We start from the raw sequence: 26001 nt of genomic DNA on the forward strand, positions 1-26001 counted from the left end.
CACTTCTTCCTGCGAGGCAAAAAGCGCCTCTACATCTGAAGCTCCATCCCCCTCACATTCTGAGCGAGCCGCTTACACTTTTTTTATAATAATTCAAATACTCCCGCTGCTCCCATTCCCCCGCCGATACACATTGTTACGATACCGAATTGTTGGTTGCGGCGTTTCATTTCGTGAATAAGGGATAGTGTTAGTTTTGCTCCTGTACAGCCAAGTGGATGTCCAAGTGCGATTGCACCGCCGTTTACGTTCACTTTTTCTTCATCTAAACCAAGTTCACGAATAACTTGGATAGATTGAGAAGCGAATGCTTCATTTAGTTCGAATAGACCGATATCAGATAGCTCTAAACCAGCTAATTTTAACGCTTTCGGAATTGCAGCAATTGGACCGATACCCATTATTTCTGGTGGTACACCAGCTACTGCAAATGAACGGAATTTCGCAAGTGGCTTCATGCCATCGCTCACTGCTTTTTCACGATCCATTAATAGTACAGATGCTGCTCCATCACTCATTTGTGAAGAGTTACCAGCCGTTACAGAACCACGAACGTTAAATGCTGGACGTAATTTACCTAAAATGTCTAGCGTCGTCTCCGCTCTTACACCCTCGTCTTGTGCGAAAATACGTGTTTCTTCTTGCAGTTTGTTGTTTGCTCCAACAGTGCGTAACATTACATCTACAGCTACTGTTTCATCCGCAAAGTTCCCTTCAGCTAACGCTTTTGCTGCGCGCTGGTGACTTCTTACCGCAAAAGCATCTTGCTCTTCACGAGAAATTCCATATTTCACAGCAACTTGCTCTGCTGTATGTCCCATACCCATATAATATTCTGGAGCAGCTTCTACAAGACGACTATTTGGACGAACAACGTGCCCCATCATTGGAACTAAACTCATTGATTCCGCTCCGCCTGATAATACAGCTTCAGAGTGCCCAAGCATAATGCGCTCTGCTCCGTAAGCGATACTTTGTAAACCTGAAGAACAGTAACGGTTAATTGTAATAGCTGGAACATCGTAAGAAAGTCCTGCTAGCCCGCCGATATTACGAGCCATATTTAAACCTTGTTCTGCTTCTGGCATCGCACAACCGAAAATTAAATCGTCGATTGGCCCTTCATAATTCGCACGCTTTAACGTTTCCTTTACTACTAACGCCCCTAGATCGTCAGGACGAACTGTTTTTAATGAACCCCTCTTTGCTTTTCCAATTGGTGTTCTTGCTCCCGCAACAATGACAGCTTCTCTCATGAACGATATCTCCCCTCGTTATTAGTTACGTAATGGCTTTCCTTTTACAAGCATGTGCTGCATTCTTGCTTGTGATTTCATCTCACTTACTAAGCTAATAAATGCTTCACGTTCTACATCTAATAAATACTGCTCATCAACTTCTGTTCCGTACGGCACTTTTCCGCCCGCAATGACATATGCAAGTTTCTTCGCAATGTGAAGATCATGTTCAGAAATGTAACCTGATAAATGCATTGCTTCTGCACCAAGTACAAGCGTTGCATAGCCTGTTTCACCAACAACTGGTATCTTTTTACGAATCGGCGCTTTATAACCCGTTTCATATAAAGAAAGTGCCTTTTGTTTCGCATCATATAGTAAGTGATCACCATTCACACTAATACCGTCTTTATCGCCTAAGAAATTGTTAGAGACAGCTTCTTGCGCTGATGTAGAAACTTTCGCCATCGCTACGGATTCGAATACTTTATTCGCAACTTTTTGTAAGTCGAATTCTACACCGTTTGCCATTTTGTTTAAGTGTTTAATGTATAGCTCTTTGTTACCGCCTCCGCCAGGGATTAAGCCAACACCTACTTCTACTAAGCCCATATATGTTTCGCTAGAAGCTTGAATGCTCGCTGCTGGTAAGCAAACTTCTGTACCGCCGCCAAGCGTCATACCATATGGAGCTGCTACAACTGGTTTAGAAGAGTACTTAATTTTCGTCATTGCGTCTTGGAAGTTTTTCACAACCCACTCAATTTCAAAGTAGTTATCGTCTTGTGCTTCCATTAAGATCATTGCAAGGTTCGCACCAACGCAGAAGTTCTTCGATTGGTTTCCGATAACAAGACCTTTATAATTTTTCTCTACTTCATCAACAGCGTAGTTAATCATTTGTGTAATATCCATACCGATTGCATTGCTCTTCGAATGGAATTCTAAGCAAAGGATACCATCGCCTAAATCAATTAAGCTCGCTCCGCTGTTTTTCTTTAACACACCGTTTTTCGCTTTTAATTGCTTAAGCGAAATTGCTTTTTTGTTACGTTCGATTAGCTTATATTCACCATTATCGTAATAGTAGCTATCGCCATTATCATGTTTATAGAAAGTAGCAAAACCTTTCTCTACCATTTCTTTCACCCAAGTAGGAACAACTGCGCCGTTTTCTTCCATCTTTTGAACGGACTTTTCAACGCCAATTGCATCCCAAATTTCAAATGGACCTTGCTCCCAGCCGAAGCCCCATTTCATCGCTTGGTCAATTGCAACGATATCGTCAGCAATTTCTTTATGAAGTTTTGCAGAGTATAAAAGAGTTGGTGTGATAATGTTCCATAACAACTCTCCTGCGCGGTCTTTCGCGTATACAAGCGCTTTCAATTTATTCGCTAATCCTTTTTCTTGCTTACTTAACTCTACGGATGCAGCTTTTAATTTTTTGCGCGCTTCGTATTCCATCGTTTCTGGATTTAATTCTAAAATTTCTTTTCCTTGTTTTAAGAAGAAGCCTTGACCCGTTTTACTTCCAAGCCATTTTTTATCAAGCATGTCATGCATGAAGGCTGGTACTTTAAATACATCACGCTCTTCTTCTTGTACATTTTCATATACGTTATTTGCAACGTGTACAAATGTATCTAGACCAACAACATCTAATGTACGGAACGTTGCACTCTTCGGACGACCAATTAATGGACCTGTTACAGAGTCAACTTCTCCAATGCTATAGCCACGCTTAATCATTTCTTGAAGCGTTACAAGCAAGCCATACGTACCGATGCGGTTTCCAATAAAGTTTGGTGTATCTTTTGCGATAACAACGCCTTTTCCAAGAACGTCTTCGCCAAATAGTTTCATGAAGCTTAATACTTGTGGATCAGTTTCTTTCGTCGGTATTACCTCTAGAAGTTTTAAATATCGTGGTGGGTTAAAAAAGTGTGTTCCTAAGAAGTGTTTCTGGAAGTCGTCTGAACGACCTTCTGCCATTTTTTCGACGGAAATGCCTGATGTATTTGAGCTCACAATTGAGCCTGATTTACGAACAGCATCTACTTTTTCAAATAGTTTCTTCTTTATATCTAAGTTTTCAACTACTACTTCAATAATCCAATCTACATCAGCAAGACGCTCAAGATCATCTTCAAAGTTACCTGCTTCAATCAGTGCTAGATTACCTTTCACTGTCAGAGGAGCTGGTTTTTGCTTTACTAATTTTTGCAAAGCCGTGTTACTAAAACGATTTCTCACACTTTTATGTTCTAATGTAAGTCCCTTCGCTTCTTCTTCCTTCGTAAGCGCCGGTGGTACAATATCAAGCAATAATGTCGGAATACCAATATTAGCTAAGTGTGCCGCAATCCCTGAACCCATTACGCCTGAACCTAGAACAGCAGCCTTTTTAATTTGGAACATCCATTTCTCCCCCTATTCTTGAATGAATGCTCATTCAATTTTTCGACATAAGTCGCAATCAATGAGTGAGCCTCTACTAATAAATATATGATACAGTTTGAATTTTCGCAATATATTTATTGATAAAATTTTCTGAAATAAATATATTTCTTTCATTTGGCTATGCTATACATGTGTATTTTCTTTATTAAAATGCACTTTTCCTTTTTTATAATCTGACGAAACTGGAGGAATATATATGGCAAAACTTAAGAAGAACCCTTCAAAAGCTGGAATTAGCGCAGCAAGTGTAACTGGAAATGCAGGTCCGCATAATCACGGTGTTGAAAAAGGGCGTCAAGGTAATAACCAACAATATAAGAAGCATAATATGGGCGAAAAATAACGCTATATTTTTGGGCAGAGAACGTGGCATAATGATTAATGGCTGCTTTTTCTGCCCAATTTATTTGTACATATGGAAAACAAAAGAGGGAACGACGATGAAACGAACAATAATTATGATTGTAATGATTGCCACACTATTTACAGGGATGATTTTCTTCTCTTATGCGCATAGGCAACAAGTTGTAAGAGCAGATCAACCTAACATTACTGGGCAATACGGGATTACAATCGATGCAGACACAGGTGAAACTTTGTATGGAAAACGGGAAGATGAACGCTCTTATCCGGCTAGTATAGCCAAGATGATGACAACTCTTCTCTTACTAGAGAATGTAAAAGAAGATGAAGAAATTACGGTTACAGAGAATGCGATTAAAACAGAAAGTCAAAGTGCAAAGATTAAGCTTCGCGCGGGTGAAAAGTTAAAACGTGATGAGGCATTAAAACTTATGCTTATTATTAGTGCAGACCCAATCGCTGAGTCAATCGCTGAACATATTGCGGGATCAAAAGAAAAGTTTGTGAAAATGATGAATGCTAGAGCGAAGGAACTTGGTACAAAGCATGCGACTTTCAAAAACGCAAGTGGTGCTGATGCACTTGGAAATAAAGTATCACCTTATGACATTGCTATTATTACGAAAGAAGCATTAAAGTATCCAATTGTTTTAGATTATATGAATTCAACACGTACTACTCTACATACTTCAGAGCGCTCTCCAAAAATCGCAAACTATGGACGAGAAGAACTATATGACGATCCATATGCGATTGGAAGTAAAAGCGGTTTATCAGCACTCGGAAAATACACAGTCGTAACAGTTGATGAAAAAGACGGTAAACGCGTCATTAACGTCGTGTTATCTTCTACTCGTACGCAGCTATATTCTGATACGAAGAAAATGGCGAACTACGCATTTCAGCAATTAAAATAACCAAGGAGTATTTTCTCCTTGGTTATTTTTTAATCATACCTTTTAATACGAACGCAACGTTTGCTGGACGTTCTGCTAGACGACGCATGAAATAGCCATACCAGTCGTTTCCATAAGGCACGTAAACACGCATTTTATATCCTTCTTTTACTAGCTCAAGTTGACGCTCTGTACGAATACCAAATAACATTTGGAATTCAAATTGATCCCTTGGAATGTTATGTTCTTCGGCAAGTTTTTTTGTATATTCAATAATCGCTTCGTCATGTGAAGCAATTGCAGTGTAATTTCCATTTAATAAGTGCATTTTAATAATCTTTTTATAATTGTCATCTACATCTTTCTTTTCCGGGAACGCTACTTCTTCAGGTTCTTTATAGGCCCCTTTTACAAGACGTAAATTAGGATTATAAGCGTTTAAATCTTCCATATCCTTTTCTGTACGATATAAGTAAGCTTGAATAACAGTACCAATATTATCGTATTCAGATTTTAATTGTTTAAAGATATCAATTGTTTTCCCGCAGCGCGTATAGTCTTCCATATCAATTGTAATAAACACACCATTTTCTTTTCCAGCTTCTAAAATACGGCGCATATTGTTCATTACGATTTCGTCAGAGATATCTAATCCCATAGAAGTCATCTTTAAAGAAAGCTGCGAATTAAGACCTTCTCTTCCAATTGCACGAATCGCTTCAATCGATTCGCTAGCCATTTCATTTGCTTCCGCTTCGTTATCAACGAATTCACCTAAATAATCGATTGTTACACAAAGACCTTGCTTATTTAATGCTTTAATTGCAGCTGTCGCTAATTCAATCGTTTCCCCTGCGACGAAGCGACCTGCACCAAAGCGTAAACCGTACTTTTTAGCCAGTTTTGTTAGCGCTTTATTTTTAGATAAGAAAAGAAACGAATTTCGCATTAATTGTTCCATGTAATTCACCCCTACGACTATGATTTATCTGTTTTTTACCCCTCTTCGAAATTATATCACTGTTTAAAATTATTTGATACAAATAATTATTTAGATAATTTATAAAATACTATCAAAACATTTAAAACCCTATATTCTCGTTTGTAAATATGAAGAAAATATTTTTCGACATTCAGAAAAAACGGGTTTACTAGGGAAAAAATGAGCATGCCGAAAATATTCGACATGCTCACAAAACCATTTATATTTCATGTAAATTATATGAGGATATTAATAGCAAAAACTTGAGGTAACATTATCTCAAGCCTTCTTACTTCTCATTTCGCTTCTCATCATTCAGCTTTTTAATATTCGTAATTAACTGTACCATCTCTTCTTTTGCATCTGGATACGTCTCATTCCAATGTTTCACTAAAGCTGGCATCGTCTTAGCCATATAAGAATAAAGTGCCCATTTCTGTACCTGCTCTTTACGCTCTTCGTTGCTCTCTCCAAGTAATAGTTCCGTGTATTTCTCTAGCAAGCCATCAAACTGCTCATTAAACTTTTCACTCATCTTATTTTCCTCCTATATGAAAAAAGCAGCGAAAATCGCTGCTTCTTCTTATAATTTTGATCGAACAGAGTTTAATTTCTTCTCCATCGTGCTTACTTTATCACGACGATCATCGATACGAATTGTTGTCGCAACGCGCTGTGCACCTTTCGTATATGGAACTTCATGCATTTGTTGAATGACTTCTAAAATGACAGGAAGATCTCCTTCAATTACTGTATTCATCGGTGTTAATTGATACTTCACGCGATCAGCATTTTTCTCTAGCACCTTTTGTACTTCTGCTACATATTCACTAACACTTGGATTACCTGTTCCTACTGGAATAATCGATACATCAACAATTGCCATAATAATCTTCCTCCTATAACTGCTTCTTATATATCCATTATCTATTTTACCGAAATCCTCATCATTTTACTAATACGTTACTCTTCTACTCTAAACTGCTCAACCACTCTCTCTAAGTCCTGCATATTCTCTGTCAAACTTTCCATCGTATGAGCTACTTTTTCTAAATGATTCACTTGTGACTCAGTTGCTGCATTTACCTCTTCAGAAACAGCCGCGCTCTCTTGACTTGTGCTAGCAATTGTTTGCATAACTTCTGTAATGTCTTCTTGCTCGTGACCTATGTTATTTACCTCTTCTACAATTTTTCCAACTGATGTACTAATTGTGCTTACAACTGACATAATTGTGCGGAATTCAGCCTCTGCCTCTGTCGTAACTTTTTTTTGTACATCCGCAATGTCTTTCAATTTACTTACAACTTCTACAACTCGTTTTACTTCTAACTGCACATCGCTAATCATTATTGCAATCTCACTCGTTGCCTCTTTTGATTGTTCAGCTAATTTTCGAACCTCTTCCGCAACAACAGCAAAGCCCTTACCTTGCTCACCTGCACGTGCTGCTTCAATTGAAGCGTTTAAAGCCAGTAAATTCGTTTGATCCGAAAGACCTTTTATAAGTTCCACCACATTTTGAATCGATCCAACCCTTTGCTCTAACTTACCTGATGCTTCTTCCGTATGAACAACGATAGAAGATGATTGTTCTCTTGTACGAACTAAATTCCGCATCGTATTGAGTCCCTGCTTAGATGCTTCTTCCGCCTTGCCAGTCACTCCCTTTATTTCACCAACGGAACTATTCATTTCTTCCATCGACTGCGCCATATTTTCAAGTTGCGCTGAAACCTCCTCTACACTATTAGCAAGAGTAGACGCGCCTCCGCTCACATCATCCATTGCACCTGAAACTTCTCTACTAGCTGCTACAGTTTCATTCGTTAAATAATGCAGATTGTGAGTCGATTGCTGTACTGTCGATACACTATTTTTAATTTTACTTACCATTTCATTCATTTGCTCAACCATATCATTAAAGTGAGTCGTAAGCGTACCAACCTCATCTTTACTTGTCACCTTCATTTGTAGTGTTAAATCACCTTCCGCTACTTTTTGAACGTGATTTGTTAATAGTTGTAATGGTCTTGCTAATCTTCTTGAGAATATATATGATGCAACTATTCCAATTAATAAACTTATACACGCCGTTAAAATAACCGTATTTCTTGTTTCTATTAGTAAGTTATCAATGGACTCTTTCGGATATACAATCCCGATTTTCCATTTCATCTTATCAAACAATTGACTATAAGCTACTACATCTTTTCCGCCTAATGTCGCCGCCGCAAATTTCGTTTCATCTTTATTTAAGCTTTTAACAAGTGGTTCTTTCGAAACATCTTTTCCTACTTTCTCCGGGTACACAATGGCAATATTTTTATCATTTACAATAAACATTTCTCCGCCATTATTATATTGAATATTATGGAGCAACTTCTGAATCGTTCCTAGCGATACATCCATTGCAACAACCCCTAACACAGAACCATCTTGCCCGACAATGGCTTTTGAAACTTCAATACTTAACTTACCTGTCGCGATTTCATATTGTGGTTGTCCCCAAATAATCGATTTTGTATCTGCTTCGGATGTTTTATACCACGGACGACTTGTTGGATCATATCCTTCAGGTACTTTTCCCCCATCAGCAAGATTTGCACTCAACGTTTTTTTATCTTTCGTCCCTATGTAGACATCTAAAATATCAGGATGATTCTTTTTAAACCTTGAAAATTCCTTTAAAATAAAACTCTCCTCTTCTGGGGTAACCCCATCTTGTAGCATGTTTTGAATATCATCATGACTTCCATAATGACCCATATCTTCTTCAATTCGCTGCATAAATGCAGTTAACTGCTCTGTCACAAGATCCATCGTATTTTCAGAATACTGGTCTAAGGAGTGCGTTTCTTTCTCTTTTTGCAATTGATACACAGCTGTACCTAATATTACAAACATCATAGAAATAAGCACCGAAAATACTACCGCAATTTTTAAACGTAAACTTCTCAACATCTTCCCTCAAGCATCCCCTTCTCGATGAATTTAATTGTATTAATCACTATATTAAGTATAATAGATAAATCAGAAAGCTCAATCCATATAGTTTAAAAAATTGAAATTTATTCTCATTTCAATCAGCTTAGTTATTATCTCGACACTTGTGTAAAAACAAATAGTTCATTATCCTTAACATATAATCTCATTCGTTCGGAGGGAACTATGCTACAAAAATTCGGTTTCTCACAATATGAAAGCCAAGCTTATGAAGTTGTCGTATCAAGCAATGACCCATTAGATGCAACAACTATCGTTAAACATTCAGGTGTTCCAAAAGCAAAAATATACGAAGTGTTAGCACGACTCATTGATAAAGGGATGGTGATGGATTCTGTTTCTGAAAAGAAAAAATTGTATACAGCATTACCACTCAAGCTAGCAATTGAAAAGTTAACGACAGAATTCCAATCTAATATTAAAGAACTTGAAAATAATATTTCTAAAAAGTCATTTACAGATGACCGCGTTTGGAGTTTAAAAATGCAGTCTTCTATTAAAGTACAAAGTAGGCAACTTGTAGAAGATGCGAAAGAATCCATACGCATCTCCGCATGGAATGATACCCTTTTAGAATATCTTCCTTTACTAGAACAAAAAGCAAAACAAGGCGTCCAAGTCGAGTCCCTCATAGTTGGAAAAGTGGAAACAGACTTAGAAAACATGCATTTTTTAATCCCAGCTCAAGAACCTAACGCATTAGAGCGTTACTTACTACTCATCGTTGACGATCGTGAAATTTTATTTGCTGGTGTAGAGCAAGAATCATGGCAAGCGATGAAAACAATGTCACAACCTTTCGTGAAGTTCTTTACGGAGTTCTTCTATCATGACGTTGCACTTGCGAAGATTACAGAGAAGCACCATGATCTCTTTATGGAAGATGAGGAAATTAAGAGTTTGTTGATGAAATTGAGGTATTAATACATTCCTATAGTAATTTCTCACATAAAAAAATCTGTACCAAAAGGAGTTTTACATACTCTTTTGGTACAGGTCTTTTTTATGCTTTCGCTAATTCAATTTTATGTAGTTGGTTTTTCGGATGGTTTTGATTTGTAAATACAGAACGGTCATTTCACGATTTTTTTTGCTCCTTTATCTGCATCAAAAGCTCAATGATTTTCTCATTTTGCTCTACTTGTTTCTCAGAATTTTGATAGATAAAATGAATCCATCTAAATACAAAAATGATAAGAAAGAATGGAAGTACTGTGAATATAAAACCAATAATTGAATAATCCATATGCTATCACCTCGCTATATACTCCCTTCTCCATTTCTCTACTAACCCCTGCAATTTTTTACGCAAAAAAAGAACCTATCAAACGATAGATTCTTCTTTCGTAAGCTGATTCGAGCGTCCTCTCGTAATAGAGAAAATCGCACAAAGCAGCGCCAATATAATAAAAACGCCGCCTACCCAAGCGTTATATATAACAGATGATCTTTCAATAACAACTCCGCCCACTGTTGAACCGAGTGCAATTCCTAAATGAAGTGCAGAGTTATTTAAACCTTGCTGAATACCAGCTGATTCTGGTGCAATTTCAATTAAATAGTTTTGCTGAGCTGGTGAAATCGCCCAGCTCAGCATACTCCAAAGCCCCATCATAATGATGAAGAGCGAGAATGAGAATGTCATCATCGGCAACATAAAGATTGCACATGCAAATACGATAATGATGGAAATAATGCTTTTCTTTGATCCCCATTTATCCGCAAGCCAGCCGCCAAGGCCACCTCCAAGTACCGCTGCAATTCCGAAAATGAAGTAAAACACACTAATCCAATTTGCTTCAACATGCATGACATCTTTTAAAAACGGCGTTAAATATGCGTATAGCGTTAAATGACCTGTTAAAAATAAAAATGATGTTAACTGTGCACTTACAATTTTTTTATCCTTTAACGTAGCGATTTGTTCTCTTATTGATAATACCGATGTCGGTGGTACTTTCGTTAAGAATAATGAAATACAAGCAATCGCCATAACAGTTAATATTGAAATTAATACAAATGGTGCACGCCATCCATATGCATTTCCGAGCACAAGACCGAGCGGTACTCCAAGTACGAGTGATCCACTAATACCCATGAAAATGATTCCAATTGCACGCGCACGAAAATGCGGCTCTACTACACTAGAAGCAAGTGTTACCGATAGTGCAATAATAAGCGATCCACTCGCTGCACAAATTACTCTCGAGAACATTAACATCCCGTAATTCACACTAAATGCCGAAATGATATTTCCAATTAAGAAAATTGATAATGCCACAACATACAATTTCTTTCTTTCAAACTTGCCTGTTAATGCTAATAAAACCGGCCCTGATAGAGCGAATACTACTGAAAATATTGTAATAAGCTGACCAGCTGCACTAATCGACACACCTAAATCATTGGCAACTAAATCAAGCGTTCCTCCTATAATTAGCTCAACCGTTCCGACTACGAAAGCCGCAATAGCTAAAATATATACACGAAAATTCAAGTCTTTCCCCACACTTTCTCTTTTGGTTACTACCATTATAGTAACCAAAAGAGAAAGTGGACGCAAGTACAATTTTTTCACAGCAAAAAAGGCAGGCGTATTATACGCCTGCCCTTCAATCATTAAACTCCAGTTTCTTTCTTCTTATTTAAGTACCAATACACCGGAAGTCCAGTAAATACAATTCCAATTGATAAGAAGCAACTTACCGGATCGTTAATAATCGCACTTCCAAGTACAAATAACGATCCTAAAATCGCAACGATTGGTACAATCGGGAATAACGGTACACTATATGCACGCTCTTTATCCTTGTTACGCTTTCTTAAAATGAAGACACCAATAAACGTCATTACATAGAAAATATAAATAATGAATACGGAAATCTCAGATAGCTTATTCGGATCACTAATAAGCATTAAAATAATTCCTAATATGATTTCAACAGTAATCGCATTCGCTGGTGTTTTAAACTTCTCATGTGCCTTTGCGATAAACTTAGAAAACGGAAGGTGTCCACGCTCTGCCATCGACATCGGAATACGTGGGAACGTTAAAATCTTTCCATTTAAACAGCCGAAAATAGAAATGATAATACCGATACTAATAATTTTCCCGCCATATTCTCCAAGTAACATGCCTGCAGCTGTCGCTGTTGCATTTTCTCCAAGGTCCACAATTTTCGTTGCTGGTAATACATTTAATAACGCTAAGTTAATTAATACGTAAGCAGCTGTTACAATTAAAATACCAACTGTCATTGCCTTCGGTAATAACTTTGTTGGGTTCTTCATTTCTCCGCCAATAGAAGCGAGTAAAATCCAACCATCATAAGCAAATAAAGTTGCTAAAATTGCCATCCCGATACTTTGATTTTCTGATATCGGTACAACTACGTTGAAGATATCACTATTCCCTTTCCAAAATCCTAGCACAACAATTAATATAATTGGAATCATCTTCCCAACTGTCGTAACCGTTTGGACGATGCCCCCATATTTTGTTCCCAAACTATTTATAACGCCTAGGAACACAACTGTTCCAATTGCGATTGGTAAATTCCAGACTTTATCTAAATAGAAAAAATTGATCATTAAAGAACTAAAATACAAACCTAACGTTCCAATAATAGCTGGTCCATAAACAATTGTTTGCATCCAGCCAGATAAATACCCCCAAAAACTTCCGTAAATCTCCTCTAAATACGTATACAACCCACCATTTTTCGGAATTTGCGCTCCAATTTCGGCTACTGTTAAACCACTTGCTAACGTCAACAGACCGCCAATTACCCAAGCAAAAATAGCCATATTAGAACTCCCTGAGTAATCTAATACGCTCCCTGGTTTCATAAACACACCAGACCCAATAATAGTTCCTACTACGATAGAAAGTGCCACTGTTAAACCAATTTTGTTTTTCTCATCATGATGCATGCTGCGTATCCTCCTTCCAATTCTAGTGTGATGCAAAAATGAAATAAAAAAACACTCCTCCCTAAAAAAGGGACGAGTGTTGTATTCGTGGTTCCACCCTTGTTTCAATTAGTAAAGTGACACACTTCACCAATTTCTCAAGTCTAAATAACGGTTTTTGCCGGCAAGCAATTACTAGATATCCGTTCACTGCTGCAGTTCAGAGGTGGTAATCGATTTTCCCGTATTAGGAAGCTCACAGCCAAAGGCCTCCCTCTCTGAGAATCGTAAAAAATTGATCATATCCTCATCATCACTTCTTGATGTCGAATTTTGTAGTTATTGTTCATTATATTGAATTGTTAGAAAAAATCAATATATTTTTTTATATAACATAAGAAATATTTCTCTCCTTATATTATAACAGAAGTTACCATTTTTCTCTAATTTGCTCTCTCGTGAACAACGTGATCTGGTAAATGAAATTATATCGACTTCCCAACAAAAAATGACAACGATAGCAACCTACATAATAAGAGGAAGCTGTTCCAAAGACAGCCTCCTCACATATGTACCTTTCGGTTGCCCACACGAAAGATACGGCATAGTTCAATTATTTATCATCTTTTTTCATGAAAAATTTATGATTTGGAAGATCGACATTTAATTCCGCTAATTGTTTCTTTTCATTTTTTAGAATCGCTTTCGCTTTTTCTTTTGTCGCTTCATCTAATCCCGTAAAGATGTCTTCATGCTTCTCTTTCTCTGGAAGGTTTACGCCTAACTCTTTCAATTTCTCTTTCACTTGCTCACGTGTTAATGCTCCGGATTTTTCTTGCTCTAAAATCGACTTCGCTTTTTCTTTCGTCGCCTCATCTAAGTTTGCAAACATTTCCTTGTGCTTACCTTTCTCTGGAAGTTTCACGCCTAGTTCCGTCAGTTTTTCTTTCACTTGCTCACGAGTTAATGTTCCAGACTTTTCTTGCTCTAAAATCGACTTCGCTTTTTCTTTCGTCGCCTCATCTAAGTTTGCAAACCTTTCCTTGTGCTTACCTTTCTCTGGAAGTTTCACGCCTAGTTCCGTCAGTTTTTCTTTCACTTGCTCACGTGTTAATGTTCCAGACTTCCCTTGCTCTAAAATCGACTTCGCTTTTTCTTTCGCCTGATCATCTAATCCCGCAAACATTTCCTTGCGATTACCCTTCTCTGGGAATTTCACACCTAGTTCCTCTAACTGTTTCTTTGTATCGTCCATAATCGTTTTTACTTTTTGTTTTGTAGCCTCATCTAAATTCTTCTTTGCAGTTCCTTTTGTAACTTGCTCAGCTGCTGGAGTATTAGTTGCCGCAAACGCTGGTATGCAAGCTCCTCCTATAATTCCAAATGATAAAGCACCTGCAATTGCTAAATACCCAACTGTTTTTTTCTTCATAGGAAATTTCCTCCTTCATATTTCTAAAGCATGTACACTTTCGTATACAATGCCTATAGTAATGTTGGTTTCTTAAAATTTCCTTAACGATTTAAATAAAGTGAAACTTTAACTAGTGGGGGGATTTGTCCATCCTCCACTAATTATTAGCCCAAACCAATCGGGACAAAAAAACACCGCTCATCACGAGCGGCGTTTTTCTAAGCATTTTGTAATTGTACTTCTTCACGTTCCATTACTTTTCTTAATACAATTGTTTGTGTCATTGTAAATAAATTACCTGTAATCCAGTACAGCACAAGTCCTGATGGTGCCGCAATACCCATAAACAAAATCATTGCTGGCATCATAATTTGCTGTATTTTCAGCATTTGTACTTGCTCTCCAGGCGTTATATTTGATTGGAACACCTTCATTTGAATAAATGTTGTTAACGCTGCGATAATCGGTAATATATGATATGGATCTGCATGTCCTAGGTTCACCCATAAAAATGAAGATGTACGAATCTCTTCAGTTCGGCTAATCGCATAATACAAAGCAGAGAAAATCGGCATTTGTATAAAGATTGGCCAGCACCCAGCTAACGGATTCCAACCGCCTGATTTCATTAGTTCTGACATTTCTTTTTGATACTGCTTTTGTTTTTCAAGATCTTTACCCACATCACCGTATTTCTGTTTCAGCTTCTGTAATTCAGGTTGCATTTTTTTCATTTTCGCTTGGCTACGATATTGCGAAACAGCTAATGGAATCATCGCTGAACGAACAACAAGCGTAATGATAATGATTGCAATCCCGAAGCTAGCTCCAGGTATATGATGAGCAACAAATTGAATCATAAATGAGATTGGATATACGAAATAATGGTTCCAAATTCCCGTACTATGTGAATCAATTGTACCTGCATTACTGCAGCCAGATAAAACAAAAACAAGTAATAATGATAAACTAATGAGCCTAGCTCGGTATGATTTTAACATGTTCATTCCTCCAATGTTTCGTAATTAATTAGCGAAACATTGGTGTATACGGACCTACCTCGTCACTCTCTCCACTCGATTCTTGTCTGCGGACAGAACGAATCATTCCATATTTATAAAAAATAGAAAATAGCGGTACATTTCTTGTACCCTCTTCACACGTATCAACTAGTTTAAACGCTCTCTGTCTACCGTTCGATGCTTGCTGACGCACAAAGCGAGAAACGTTAGCAAGAAAGAAAACTTCTAATAAACAAAGCGCCGTCGTTACAAACGATATATATAGAATTGCATCCTGCAATAAAAATTCCATCGCTTCACATCCTTAATAAAGTCATTTTAGCACATTCCACAAACATTCTCTATTTCCTTTTGTTCTCAAAAGTTTTTTTGCATATTTTCTCAAAAAATTATGCTAAAAAACTAATGTATTCGCTTTCTTTAGTATATTCACACGTATCTTTGAATAGGTTTAATTTGTTAGAAATTTATAAAATTTTTGTATTATAATAAAACTATTGCCAGTTTTTGAAAAAAGCTTTATTCTCTTCTTGTAATCAAAAATGAATATGGAGATGAAACATACTATGGGTCAACTAGGAGACGCCGATTACGTTCCCGACACCGCCTTTTTATCCTTCCCAGCAGCTAAAACATTTCACTTAGAATTTATGATACAGTTAGTTGTTATTTTTATAGCTTCTATTTTGTATGCAATTTCTATGAATATGTTTTTTATCCCGCATAATATGATTAGCGGTGGGTTCGCTGGTGTAGGGATGATTATCGGTTATTTAATGCACTACAATATCGGAGCACTTATCTTTTTACTAAACATTCCGCTTCTTATTTTAAGTCACTTTTACTTAGGAAAGAAGACAACCTTTTTAACGGCATACTTTGTAGCTGTATCATCTTTAGCGATGAACATTATCCCAGTACACCAAGTCTCAGACGATATTTTACTTTCTTCTGTATTCGGTGGTGTCATCTGCGGTGCTGCCTCAGGAATCATATTCCGATTTGCTTCTTCAACAGGTGGTTTTGATGTTGTTGGATTGATTGTAGCGAAACATCGCGATGTTTCAATTGGAGCAATCATCTTTGGATTCAACTTAATCTTACTTGTTGCAGCAGGATTTATTTTCGGATGGGATATTACACTTTATACGTTAATTAGTCGGTTTGTAGTCAGCAAAGTAATTGATGCCGTGCATACAAAACATATTAAATTAACGATAATGACAATTACAGAAAAAGGTGAGGAAATAAAAAGCTCACTATTACATCACGGCATACGTGGCGTAACAATGGTAGATGCTGTCGGCGGCTATACAAACCATAAGAAAAAAATGATTTACACTGTCGTAACTCGCTACGAGTTGGGCGAAATGAAACGTATTATCCGCCAAGTGGATAATAAAGCATTTATGAACATTACTGAAACAGTTGAAATTGTCGGCCGTTTCAAACGTATATAAAAAAGCGCAAGGAACTACAATTCCTTGCGCTTTTTAATTTTTACACTTATTACAAAATCAGATAATTCTATAATTGTGCCCCTAAATGTGTTATAATGAAAGCAGACTTACAAAAAAGAGTATATAGACTTGGAAGTTTCTCTTATTTTTATAAGCAAAAAGAAACGAGCAGTCGGGTATATTTCAGACACCATACACGTAACGGTTTTCCAAAAGCCGTTCATCTTAGTTATTCTTCACTGATCTTTTTATAAAAAGATACGTACAACTAAAATTCACTTCAATATACTATACCTACCTTTTTGACTTCCAAATCATCTTATTACATAAGGAGATGAACATATGAATCAATATATACGATACACACTAGCTGTCCTATTTGCCATCGTCGGCGGTGCAATCTGTTTCTGGACAAACACTGAGCTTGGAGAGAATATCATTTTTAATGGAATCGAAACCCTTGTAAGCGCTTCAATTTTAGGCGGATACATTTTCTTCCTCTTCAATCCAGAAGAAAATGCTCAAAAAACAATGTTATTAACAATGATCGGAATCGTTGGCGGATGTATTTCCTACTCAATGACAAACTATACATTACCACTTCAATTAAGCTCAGCTTTCTTCCACGGTCTATGGACTTGGTTTATCGCATTCTGCCTAGCAGACGTATTCAACCTACTACAAGACCACGAAGAAGAAAATGGTCAACAAATTGAAAGCAATTCTTAAGCTGGAAGATACTCTTCCAGCTTTTTTGTTTGTTATTCTTTCCTGTTCATACCCCATCACCAAAATAAAAAGAAGTTACCTCCACGGCAACTTCTTTTCCATATACCCCACTTAGTATTCACTAAAATATATCAACGATTTTTAAAATATATCGATCGTTTCTCCACTTATATCAGCGATTTTTTCATTATATCGACGGTTCGACACAGAATATCGACTTACCGACATCCTTCGACACTCAAAACGCACAACATACCTATCCCCCAAGCAACTTACTGCCGAACTCTACGATTAAAAAGATAATTAATAGGATCGCGAGTATTTTTAATGCTACATACGCCACTTTAAAAACAGCATAAATGAGCAGGACTATCAAAATAATCGATAAAATTTCCATATGTATCTCCTCCTATCTCTTTTATTCTACCTGTACTTCGTTTTTTATGAAATCGAATAAGATGACATAGAAAAAAGAGGATACCTCACCCGTCGTAAGATACCCTCTCCTGTAGCTGCTCAAACCATTCTCTCTCTAATTGTAAATATCCTATCTCACTCTTCTCGGCGCTCTTTAATTCTTTATCAGCTTTCTTCATATAAGTGCGGGCATCTTCTAGATCTCCCTCTAAATATTTAACAATTCCATGTGTACGGTAATACCCATGTAAATCCACTTTTGTAATTGCCTTTACATGTGCCTTTGCTTCTTGCAAAGAAAGACTTTCCTTCTGATAAAGAACTTTATATAAGAGATACCAACTATGAAAACTACTAACGAAGAATTTATTTTCCTTCGTTACCGGTAGTTGAACAATTTGTTCTATATATGGTATTGCTCTTGCCATTCTCTTTTGATCCGATCTAGCAAGGAAGACGAGCATCAGTCCGCTCATGCTCTCTCTTATTCCTTTATTCTCTTTTAATTTTTCCTCACTAAGTTCTATTAACCTCTCATCCCAATCTTTCGGTCTTTTGTAACTTAATAATTCACTCGATACTTGAATGGTGTATAAATGCTCTCTAGCCCTTTCATCATCTTTAATTAAAATGAGAAATTGCATGCCATCACTTAATAGCGTTCCCCTTATTGGAATTGCTGTGACGACAAAGATTGCAAGATGTAACACAGAAAAGTATAAAAGCATGTGGTAATAACTCACCATATATATGTAACCTGATACAATACCAAATACTAAACTCGTTAATGGTCCGCTTAAAGTCATCCAGGCCCATTTTTTTGAGAGGTTCGGTGCGTGCGTGGAAGGCGGCACTAACATTGCAACGCCACCAACATACATCCATATTTTATTTTCTCGAATTCGTATTTTCCCCTTTTCTTTTTGAACAGTAATAGGTCCTACTGTCATAAACTTAAATTTCAAACCACCCATCAAACCGAATATTACATGCCCTAATTCATGAATAATTAACACTAGCAATGCAATCCCGAAAAAGGCCCATATTTCTATAATTTGCTGGACCTTTTCTATTCGAATAAATCCGTATAAAGCGGAGCAAACGAAAGCAACGAACATTGAAAAAGCAGGTCTTCTTAAAACGTCCACCGTTTTTCTCCCCTTAATAAATCATTTTTTTATGCATTTCGTACATATATGTTCCAACATGTAATACCCAAACGAACGAAATCATAATGACCATAAAGAAGTCTTTTCCATCTAAAATTGCATACGCAATCGCCGCCAACCACGCACAAGCAAGTGTCATATTTGTATATTGATATGCCTTATATCCCGCTTCATGAACAATTTGCTTTTGCCCTTCATCTGCATTCTTTGCCCACATTTCCATTGACTGAGAATACGTAACACTCTGTTCTGGATATAGAGCGTTATACCTTTTCCTCATTACAGATCCTAACCAAGTTATAGCAATAAAGCACACTGTAGATACCACAATACTTACACTAACAAAGAGCAAGTTCCCCTCACTTGTATACGTTCTATAAAAAGCGATAACTGAGCAAACAAACCATGATGGAATAATAATTTCCATTACTCGAAAATAAATAAGCGCTATCCCTAATCTTCGTCCCTTAACATTTTCTTCTTCATCTTTCGTTTGTGCGAGCGCTCTTGTACGCTTCCAAATATAATACATAACCGCTATGCCAAATACACTTATCATAACAACGCTAATAACAGGAGATATTTTGCTAGTACCCGCTGTTGCAATATCCCCTACTACATACCCTATAAACCCACCAAAAATTGCTCCTACTAACAACTTCAATATAGCCGTCATTTTCCCATTCCCCTTACTCCCCATCTCCATCTTCCCCCTCCACTAACGCAAATATTTCCTCCACCGGTACATTGAAAATGTGTGCGATTTTTAACGACAATACAATAGATGGTGCATAATCCCCGCGTTCAATTAAACTAATGGTTTGCCGTGATGAGCCAATCGCTTTCCCTAAATCCCCTTGTGATAAACGATGCTTTGCTCGCAATTCCCTCACTCGATTTTGAAGCTTCATATCTTCCCTCTTTTTCATTTATTTAATTAAAATTGTAAATAATATCCTTTCTTTTGTCAATTATTATTGTCATTTTGACCTATATACATGTCAAAAATAAATCTATATTCTCCTAGATATATAACTTAGATAATAAATTTTAATAATCACATACGGAAAAAAATAGGAACGTATTATATACCAGCCACCGGTTACGGTATTGATGGAAAGATAAAAGCAAACTGGAAAATACAATAAAAAAGGCAGTGCTTTTGCACTGCCTCCCTTAAATCTGACATAGAATGGATTCCATATTAACTTGCGTTTTGTAAAAATACTCGTTTTAGTTGTTTGCGGAAACGAATGCCTAACGTAATTGCTACAATGACAATAGCTCCGAAAATGATTTTACCGATATGATCTCCCAGTAATCCGAAAATATCATGTAAGTTACCACCTAACCAGTAGCCACCAATTAAGAAGAATGATACCCAGAATAAAGCACCTGAATAAATTGTAATCGCAAAGCGGCGAAACGGTAAGTTAATGATACCTGCAAAGTATCCTGTAAAATGACGTACACCAGGAATGAAGAAACCGATAAAGATTAGAAAATAGCCATACTTATCGAACCACATTCTCGTTAAATCAATTTTTTTTTGTGTTAAAAATACGTACTTCCCGTATTTTTGAACAAAAGGCATACCAAGCTTATTTCCTAAAAAGTATTGGATTGTCATTCCTACACTTGTCCCAATAAAGGATAGGATAATTAAAATAGGTAAACTTAGGTCACCCTTCTGTGCTAAAAACCCCGCATATGCTAATGTTGGCTCTCCCGGAAACGGAAGTGCAATATATTCTAACAGCAAGCCTACAAGTACTACATAATACCCGTATTGCTGAAATAATTCATGAACCCATTCCATGTCATCTCCCCTTTCATTCACGTACAACTTGTTACTATTATTGTATAAAAAAATTGTCGAAATAACTATCACAATAGCTTACATTTTTATTACATTTTTGTAAGGCTCCTGCTAAAGTTTTCTGTTCTTTATTTAATTATATAAATTATCGTTTTAAAACGGGATGACACCTACCTATTACAATGGTGAGAGACGTTAATATACAAATTTTATCCAGTTTTTAGCACTCGGAAATCGCCTCATTTTGTTCTCTATAAAAAACCATAACAAACTCATACTAACTTCATATTAGCTTCATATATGTATTGTAAGATTATATCGGAATTTGTTGAAAACTTTTACTACTATATTACCTAAACATTAAATTGAATAAATATAAATCGCTTTCTGAAAATGAAAAAAGGGAGAATAAGAATGGAAGCTTATAAAATGCACGATTTTATTAATACCAATATTGAATCTCATCCAAATGAAACGATTTTTAATTTACACATATGTGAAACAAATGAATTTGACGTAAGTTTAACAAAATCCACAACGCTATCTTTTGTCGTTTCTAAAAAGAATATTAAAATTGTCACGAAAAAATGGACTAATTCTCATCAAGAAAGCATGATTGGAAAAAGTTATATCATTCCAACGAAAGCGTTTCATTATTTCTTACCAATCATTTCTGAAACAGAAGATGAAATGAACATTCAAGTACAGAGCTTCGGACTACACGGTGAGCTTTTACTAAATGAAAGATTGCTCATTGATAAAAACAACAAACATAATACAAAAATCACTACTTTTTTTGAATCACTAAATGAAAACGTACATCAAGCATTACGAGGATTACAAATTCATTGCATGTAATACTACTAAAATAGTAAAAGGAGAATATCAATGAAAAAATTACTAGTAACTATAATGTTATCGTTAGGTTTTTTAACTGTTCCATATATGTCTGCGGAAGCAGCTTCAACTAACGAACAACTTATCGTTGACACGAAATTAAATAAAATGGATTTCTATCAAAATGGACAGTTTATAAAAAGCTTCACTGTCGCTACTGGCAAAACAGCAACACCTACACCTAAAGGTACTTTTCAAGTGGTAAATAAAATTAAAAACCGTCCTTATTATACAGGACATATTAAAGGCGGCGATCCACGTAATCCACTTGGTGACCGTTGGCTCGGATTAAATATGGCAGGAACATACGGAACAACGTATGCGATTCATGGGACTAACAACAATCAAGCGATTGGCAAAGCTACAACACTTGGCTGTATTCGCATGTATAACAATGATATACATTGGTTATTTGAACGTATTCAAGAACGTGCCACTGTCACTGTAAAATAACCTATGAACAAGATTTACATGTAGCCAAGAATTTTATATCTTGGCTTATTTTATTTATTCATTTACAGTAGCTAAACAACTCTACTTGCATATATAATGAGAGTAGACTGCACTAAGTAGCATAAAAACATTAATAAACATAGATATTAAAATTATACAGTTAGAATGTTTTATAAATTTTACATTGCATACTATAATAGAACTACTGTAATACTGAAATATTCAGTTCCAATAAACAACTCCCCTTGCTACTTTTATGATTATTTTATAGCGGGGGCTTATTATATGTATATACAACCTGAGTCACCCGAAAAATGATGAATTCGAATATTGCAGTAAAAAGCGTTATTTAGGAGGTGTTACTATGACGCATATACTGGTGATTGAAGACAACCCAGATATACAAGAACTTATTCGTGAATTTTTAACTGCTCAAAATTTTACCGTTGATGTGGTTGGTGCTGGAACGGAGGGAATTCTTCTTTTCCAAAAAAATTCATACGACCTTGTCCTCCTTGATGTAATGTTACCGGATATAGATGGTTATAGTATTTGTAAAATTATGCGAGGACAGTCTGATGTACCAATCATTATGTTAACAGGCTTACATAATGAAGAGAGTGAAATTAAAGGGTTTGAGTTGGGCATTGATGACTATATTACGAAACCTTTCCATTACACAGTATTTATTAAACGCGTAGAGGCTGTATTAAGAAGGACAACAACGAAGGAAGCCGAAACTGCAACTATACTACAATTCCATGAATTGATGTTAAATTCTACAGCATATGCGGCTTATGTTCATGGTAATCAAATTGAACTAACAACTAAAGAATTTGAGATTATATATACGTTGTTACAAAATCGAGGAAAAGTATTATCAAGAAGTGATTTGTTAAATAAGGTATGGGGCTATGAACATTATGGTGATGTAAGAGTTATAGATACACATATTAAAAATTTAAGGAAAAAATTAGGGATTACTTATATTAAAACGGTGAAAGGCATTGGCTACAAAATCGAAGCATAGTAAGGATAACATCACCAAAAATATTTTCATCAAAACCCTATTGTTTTGTGTTCTTTTATCAATTTGTCTTTATCAAATCATTTATTTTCTAGCTTTAAACTATGATAAAGGGCGTTATGCGAAAAACCCTGAAACTCAAACTGTGGAACATGCGGATTCAGTTACGAAAAACGAACAAAATAAAAGAGAACAGAATAAAGCTGTTTCAGAGGGTAGCATTTCAAATTTCCAGTCATCTATTATAGATTTCAAAACACTCTCTACGGCTATTAATCATCTTTTGCAACCTAGCCAAACTACAAAAGCAAAAGAAAATGTAGCAAATCTTTCGGAGGAAAGTAACAAAACTGAATCACATACTAAAGCGGAACAAATAGCCGCTAACACTGATTCCTTACATACACAAAATGCAGCAAAGAAAACAAACGAAACACATGATAATCCTAGTTTAGCAGATGCCTTGCAACAATTAGCTCCAAATATTGGTGCAACAATGCTTGCATTATCTCTGCTCGGCTCTTTATTTTATGCCAAACTAATTGCCAAACCTTTTCAATATATGAGTGATACTTTAAAAGATATTATAAATCTGGACTTTTCAGATCAACAATCACCTAACAAAAATACAGATCAAACAGATTTTAATTTGCAAGTAGCCGCTTCACAAGTCCCAACCATTGTGAAGAATCTACATGAAACAAATACAGATTTACGAAATGAGCTCAAGAAAGAACAACAATTAGAACAATCTCGCAAAGAATTTATGTCTATGGTATCCCATGAATTAAAAACACCTATCGCAGCCGTTATGGGCCAACTAGATGGCATGATTCACGGAATCGGTGCATACAAAGATAGAGACAAATACTTAAAACGTTCCTACGAGATGATGCAGGACATTAACGTATTAACGGAAAAGATGTCAGAATTATCCAAAATGCAAAATCCTCAATTCAAACCGAATTTAGAAGTTATTTCGCTATCTAACATCATTGAGGACGTTATGAAGAAAGTAGATTATTTTATATCTGTAAAGCAATTAAATGTTCAATCTAATATTAAACAAGACGTACAAATTTTAGCTGATCCTAAATTTATTCAAACTGCTATTTTTAATATTATTTCAAATGCAATTCACTATACAATCGATCATCAGCATGTATATATAAAGCTTTATGAAAAACCGAACGGTTACGCATTAGAAGTATTAAATACAGGTTCACAAATTGATGAGGACAAACTCGCTCATTTATTTGAGCCTTTCTATCGCGCTAATCCTGGAAACAACGGTTTAGTACAAGGTAGCGGTCTTGGATTATATATTGTAAAACAAATACTAGATAAACATCAGTTTCCTTATGGAATACAAAACACACCTCAAGGTGTAAAATGCTCAATTGTCTTTCCAAAAGCAATGTAAACTACTACTATAATTTCATACCCCAAACTCATACTTCGTATGAGTGGCGGAATTTTGTAGAGTCTCTGACTCTGTTTCGTTCGCCCGTTGTCCTTATTAGGATAACGGGCGTTTTTTATTTATCCCGCTATTTGAGGGCAGTAAAACTCCCGATTGGTGCGGGCTAATAATCAGTGGGGGATGAACAAAACCCCCACTGATTAAAGTTTCACTTTATATAAGGAGGTTTTCACATGGAGAAATTTAAGTATTCATTACTAGTTTTATTCGGCGCTTGTAGCTACGGCGTACTTTCAACTATTTTTAAACTCGGATTCATCGAAGGATTTTCATCACACCAACTACTAGGAGGACAATATGTCTTCGGATGGATTGGACTCCTTTTACTCGTTCTGTTCTTTTCACGTCATAAAGTATCAAAAAAACAATTCTTTTCGTTACTAACAGTCGGCACAACAATGAGCATGACAGGTATTTTCTATGCTATTTCCGTAGAAGAATTGCCAGCCTCTATCGCTGTCGTTTTACTCTTTCAGTTCACTTGGATTGGTGTAGTCATCGAAGCGATTGCGAATCGAACATTCCCAAGCCGTGAGAAAGTTATATCTATTATTATTTTATTTACTGGTACATTGTTTGCTGGTGGAGTATTTGAAGGCCTTGGACAAAACTTTTCGACGAAAGGTATTATCTTTGGGCTATTAGCTGCCGTCTCTTTCTCATTCTATGTATTTGTAAGCGGGCGCGTTGCTACAGATGTTCCGCCTTATACGAAAAGCTTTCTTATGACAACGAGTGCTACTCTTATTGTATGCTTATTTTTCCCGCCTACCTTTTTAACAGATGGTACCTTACAAGCAGGCCTATGGAAATATGCTTTCTTCCTTGGACTGTTCGGGGTTATTATACCTGTCATTTGTTTTTCAATTGGGGTACCAAAAGTAGGAACAGGACTTGGTACAATATTAGGTGCAGCTGAATTACCAACAGCAATTATCGCTTCTATTACACTTGTTCATGAAGTTGTATCGCCAATGCAGTGGATTGGGATTGTGGTTATATTACTCGGTATTTTTACACCACAACTACTTACTGCCAGGAAAGAAAAAAAACAGCATACGATGCATAGTGCGTGAAAACATCAACTTGTATATAAATGTGAATAAAGTTGCGATATGTTAAACTTTATTACTACCTTCAAAATAACATATGATATTGCGGCTATTATTCTCGTAATCCTTGCTGTGCTTTTCTTTTTAAAAGATAAGAAAGAGGGTTATACAGCATGACAAAAGACCTTTCATTTATTTG

General features: G+C 36.3%; 26 protein-coding genes and 1 other annotated feature. Of the genes, 10 read left to right on the top strand and 16 right to left on the bottom strand.

All coding sequences use genetic code 11. The features are described 5' to 3' along the window. Positions 1-83 precede the first annotated feature (83 nt). Entirely contained in the window at positions 84-1256 is a 1173-nt protein-coding gene (locus tag MHI07_RS23585; RefSeq protein ID WP_002112692.1) for an acetyl-CoA C-acetyltransferase, read from the bottom strand. A 21-nt stretch (positions 1257-1277) separates the two neighbouring features. Continuing rightward, positions 1278-3659, bottom strand: a complete 2382-nt coding sequence (locus tag MHI07_RS23590) for a 3-hydroxyacyl-CoA dehydrogenase/enoyl-CoA hydratase family protein (protein WP_340826600.1) — start codon at positions 3657-3659, stop codon at positions 1278-1280. Between the two features lie 238 nt (positions 3660-3897). Between MHI07_RS23590 and MHI07_RS23595 the strand changes: the two genes are divergently transcribed. After that, positions 3898-4044, top strand: a complete 147-nt coding sequence (locus MHI07_RS23595) for a YuzL family protein (protein ID WP_001096344.1) — start codon at positions 3898-3900, stop codon at positions 4042-4044. A 97-nt stretch (positions 4045-4141) separates the two neighbouring features. After that, positions 4142-4981: a D-alanyl-D-alanine carboxypeptidase family protein gene (locus MHI07_RS23600; protein ID WP_215574105.1), complete on the top strand. Its 840-nt coding sequence runs from the start codon at positions 4142-4144 to the stop codon at positions 4979-4981. A gap of 22 nt (positions 4982-5003) precedes the next feature. On the opposite strand, the gene MHI07_RS23605 is transcribed toward MHI07_RS23600, so the two are convergent. The 4 genes from MHI07_RS23605 to MHI07_RS23620 form a co-directional block, all read right to left on the bottom strand. Further along, positions 5004-5921 (bottom strand): proline dehydrogenase family protein, encoded by a 918-nt coding sequence (locus MHI07_RS23605; RefSeq protein WP_002112697.1) that lies wholly within the window; start codon positions 5919-5921, stop codon positions 5004-5006. Between the two features lie 310 nt (positions 5922-6231). Continuing rightward, complete coding sequence (locus MHI07_RS23610) at positions 6232-6477, bottom strand: YusU family protein (protein ID WP_001290599.1); 246 nt, start codon at positions 6475-6477, stop codon at positions 6232-6234. A gap of 48 nt (positions 6478-6525) precedes the next feature. Next, positions 6526-6828 (bottom strand): MTH1187 family thiamine-binding protein, encoded by a 303-nt coding sequence (locus MHI07_RS23615; RefSeq protein WP_001018862.1) that lies wholly within the window; start codon positions 6826-6828, stop codon positions 6526-6528. A gap of 77 nt (positions 6829-6905) precedes the next feature. Continuing rightward, on the bottom strand, positions 6906-8906 hold the full coding sequence (locus MHI07_RS23620) for a methyl-accepting chemotaxis protein (RefSeq protein WP_340826605.1): 2001 nt from the start codon (positions 8904-8906) through the stop codon (positions 6906-6908). A 207-nt stretch (positions 8907-9113) separates the two neighbouring features. On the opposite strand from MHI07_RS23620, the gene MHI07_RS23625 reads away from it, so the two are divergent. Next, positions 9114-9872 carry a TrmB family transcriptional regulator gene (locus tag MHI07_RS23625; protein ID WP_088079634.1) on the top strand — a complete coding sequence of 253 codons (759 nt, stop codon included), beginning with the start codon at positions 9114-9116 and terminating at the stop codon, positions 9870-9872. Positions 9873-10272: 400 nt separating this feature from the next. On the opposite strand, the gene MHI07_RS23630 is transcribed toward MHI07_RS23625, so the two are convergent. The 5 genes from MHI07_RS23630 to MHI07_RS23650 form a co-directional block, all read right to left on the bottom strand. After that, the gene (locus MHI07_RS23630; RefSeq protein ID WP_340826609.1) at positions 10273-11568 is read right to left on the bottom strand and encodes an MFS transporter; all 1296 of its coding nucleotides are present in this window, start codon (positions 11566-11568) and stop codon (positions 10273-10275) included. Next, the gene (locus MHI07_RS23635) at positions 11568-12881 is read right to left on the bottom strand and encodes an APC family permease (RefSeq protein WP_088079637.1); all 1314 of its coding nucleotides are present in this window, start codon (positions 12879-12881) and stop codon (positions 11568-11570) included. The genes MHI07_RS23630 and MHI07_RS23635 overlap by 1 nt, the downstream gene beginning before the upstream one ends. Positions 12882-12946: 65 nt before the next feature. Beyond that, positions 12947-13183 (bottom strand) — a binding site (T-box leader). 290 nt (positions 13184-13473) lie between these two features. Continuing rightward, positions 13474-14292 carry a hypothetical protein gene (locus tag MHI07_RS23640; RefSeq protein ID WP_340826611.1) on the bottom strand — a complete coding sequence of 273 codons (819 nt, stop codon included), beginning with the start codon at positions 14290-14292 and terminating at the stop codon, positions 13474-13476. A 200-nt stretch (positions 14293-14492) separates the two neighbouring features. Then, positions 14493-15275 (bottom strand): membrane protein insertase YidC, encoded by a 783-nt coding sequence (locus MHI07_RS23645; protein WP_002112707.1) that lies wholly within the window; start codon positions 15273-15275, stop codon positions 14493-14495. Positions 15276-15303: 28 nt separating this feature from the next. Then, positions 15304-15588, bottom strand: coding sequence for a hypothetical protein (locus MHI07_RS23650; protein WP_002112708.1), 285 nt, complete (start codon positions 15586-15588; stop codon positions 15304-15306). A gap of 274 nt (positions 15589-15862) precedes the next feature. Between MHI07_RS23650 and MHI07_RS23655 the strand changes: the two genes are divergently transcribed. Further along, positions 15863-16756: a YitT family protein gene (locus MHI07_RS23655; protein WP_002145016.1), complete on the top strand. Its 894-nt coding sequence runs from the start codon at positions 15863-15865 to the stop codon at positions 16754-16756. 342 nt (positions 16757-17098) lie between these two features. After that, entirely contained in the window at positions 17099-17485 is a 387-nt protein-coding gene (locus MHI07_RS23660) for a DUF3938 domain-containing protein (RefSeq protein WP_002112709.1), read from the top strand. 256 nt (positions 17486-17741) lie between these two features. Here MHI07_RS23660 and MHI07_RS23665 read toward each other — a convergent pair whose 3' ends face one another. The 5 genes from MHI07_RS23665 to MHI07_RS23685 all read right to left on the bottom strand — a co-directional run bounded on the left by MHI07_RS23665 (position 17742) and on the right by MHI07_RS23685 (position 20890). Continuing rightward, positions 17742-17882 (bottom strand): DUF3985 family protein, encoded by a 141-nt coding sequence (locus MHI07_RS23665; protein ID WP_000404757.1) that lies wholly within the window; start codon positions 17880-17882, stop codon positions 17742-17744. A gap of 85 nt (positions 17883-17967) precedes the next feature. Next, positions 17968-19050 (bottom strand): M50 family metallopeptidase, encoded by a 1083-nt coding sequence (locus MHI07_RS23670; protein ID WP_340826616.1) that lies wholly within the window; start codon positions 19048-19050, stop codon positions 17968-17970. A gap of 13 nt (positions 19051-19063) precedes the next feature. After that, a complete protein-coding gene (locus MHI07_RS23675) occupies positions 19064-19777 on the bottom strand; it encodes a DUF3169 family protein (RefSeq protein ID WP_215598030.1) in 714 nt (237 codons plus the stop codon). Continuing rightward, positions 19761-19982: a helix-turn-helix transcriptional regulator gene (locus MHI07_RS23680; RefSeq protein ID WP_078179406.1), complete on the bottom strand. Its 222-nt coding sequence runs from the start codon at positions 19980-19982 to the stop codon at positions 19761-19763. The genes MHI07_RS23675 and MHI07_RS23680 overlap by 17 nt, the downstream gene beginning before the upstream one ends. A 293-nt stretch (positions 19983-20275) precedes the next feature. Beyond that, a complete protein-coding gene (locus tag MHI07_RS23685) occupies positions 20276-20890 on the bottom strand; it encodes a DedA family protein (protein WP_016106555.1) in 615 nt (204 codons plus the stop codon). Between the two features lie 414 nt (positions 20891-21304). Here MHI07_RS23685 and MHI07_RS23690 point away from each other — a divergent pair, with 414 nt between their 5' ends. The 5 genes from MHI07_RS23690 (at position 21305) to MHI07_RS23710 (ending at position 25826) form a co-directional block, all read left to right on the top strand. After that, positions 21305-21748 (top strand): DUF3978 family protein, encoded by a 444-nt coding sequence (locus MHI07_RS23690; protein ID WP_078179407.1) that lies wholly within the window; start codon positions 21305-21307, stop codon positions 21746-21748. Positions 21749-21778: 30 nt separating this feature from the next. Further along, the gene (locus MHI07_RS23695) at positions 21779-22240 is read left to right on the top strand and encodes a L,D-transpeptidase (RefSeq protein ID WP_002159965.1); all 462 of its coding nucleotides are present in this window, start codon (positions 21779-21781) and stop codon (positions 22238-22240) included. A 364-nt stretch (positions 22241-22604) separates the two neighbouring features. Beyond that, complete coding sequence (locus MHI07_RS23700) at positions 22605-23270, top strand: response regulator transcription factor (protein WP_002159964.1); 666 nt, start codon at positions 22605-22607, stop codon at positions 23268-23270. After that, entirely contained in the window at positions 23248-24690 is a 1443-nt protein-coding gene (locus MHI07_RS23705; protein ID WP_002159963.1) for a sensor histidine kinase, read from the top strand. The genes MHI07_RS23700 and MHI07_RS23705 overlap by 23 nt, the downstream gene beginning before the upstream one ends. Positions 24691-24923: 233 nt before the next feature. Then, on the top strand, positions 24924-25826 hold the full coding sequence (locus MHI07_RS23710; RefSeq protein ID WP_002159962.1) for an EamA family transporter: 903 nt from the start codon (positions 24924-24926) through the stop codon (positions 25824-25826). Positions 25827-26001: the final 175 nt, after the last annotated feature.

This window comes from Bacillus sp. FSL H8-0545 (assembly GCF_038006105.1).
Classification (GTDB): domain Bacteria; phylum Bacillota; class Bacilli; order Bacillales; family Bacillaceae_G; genus Bacillus_A; species Bacillus_A cereus_U.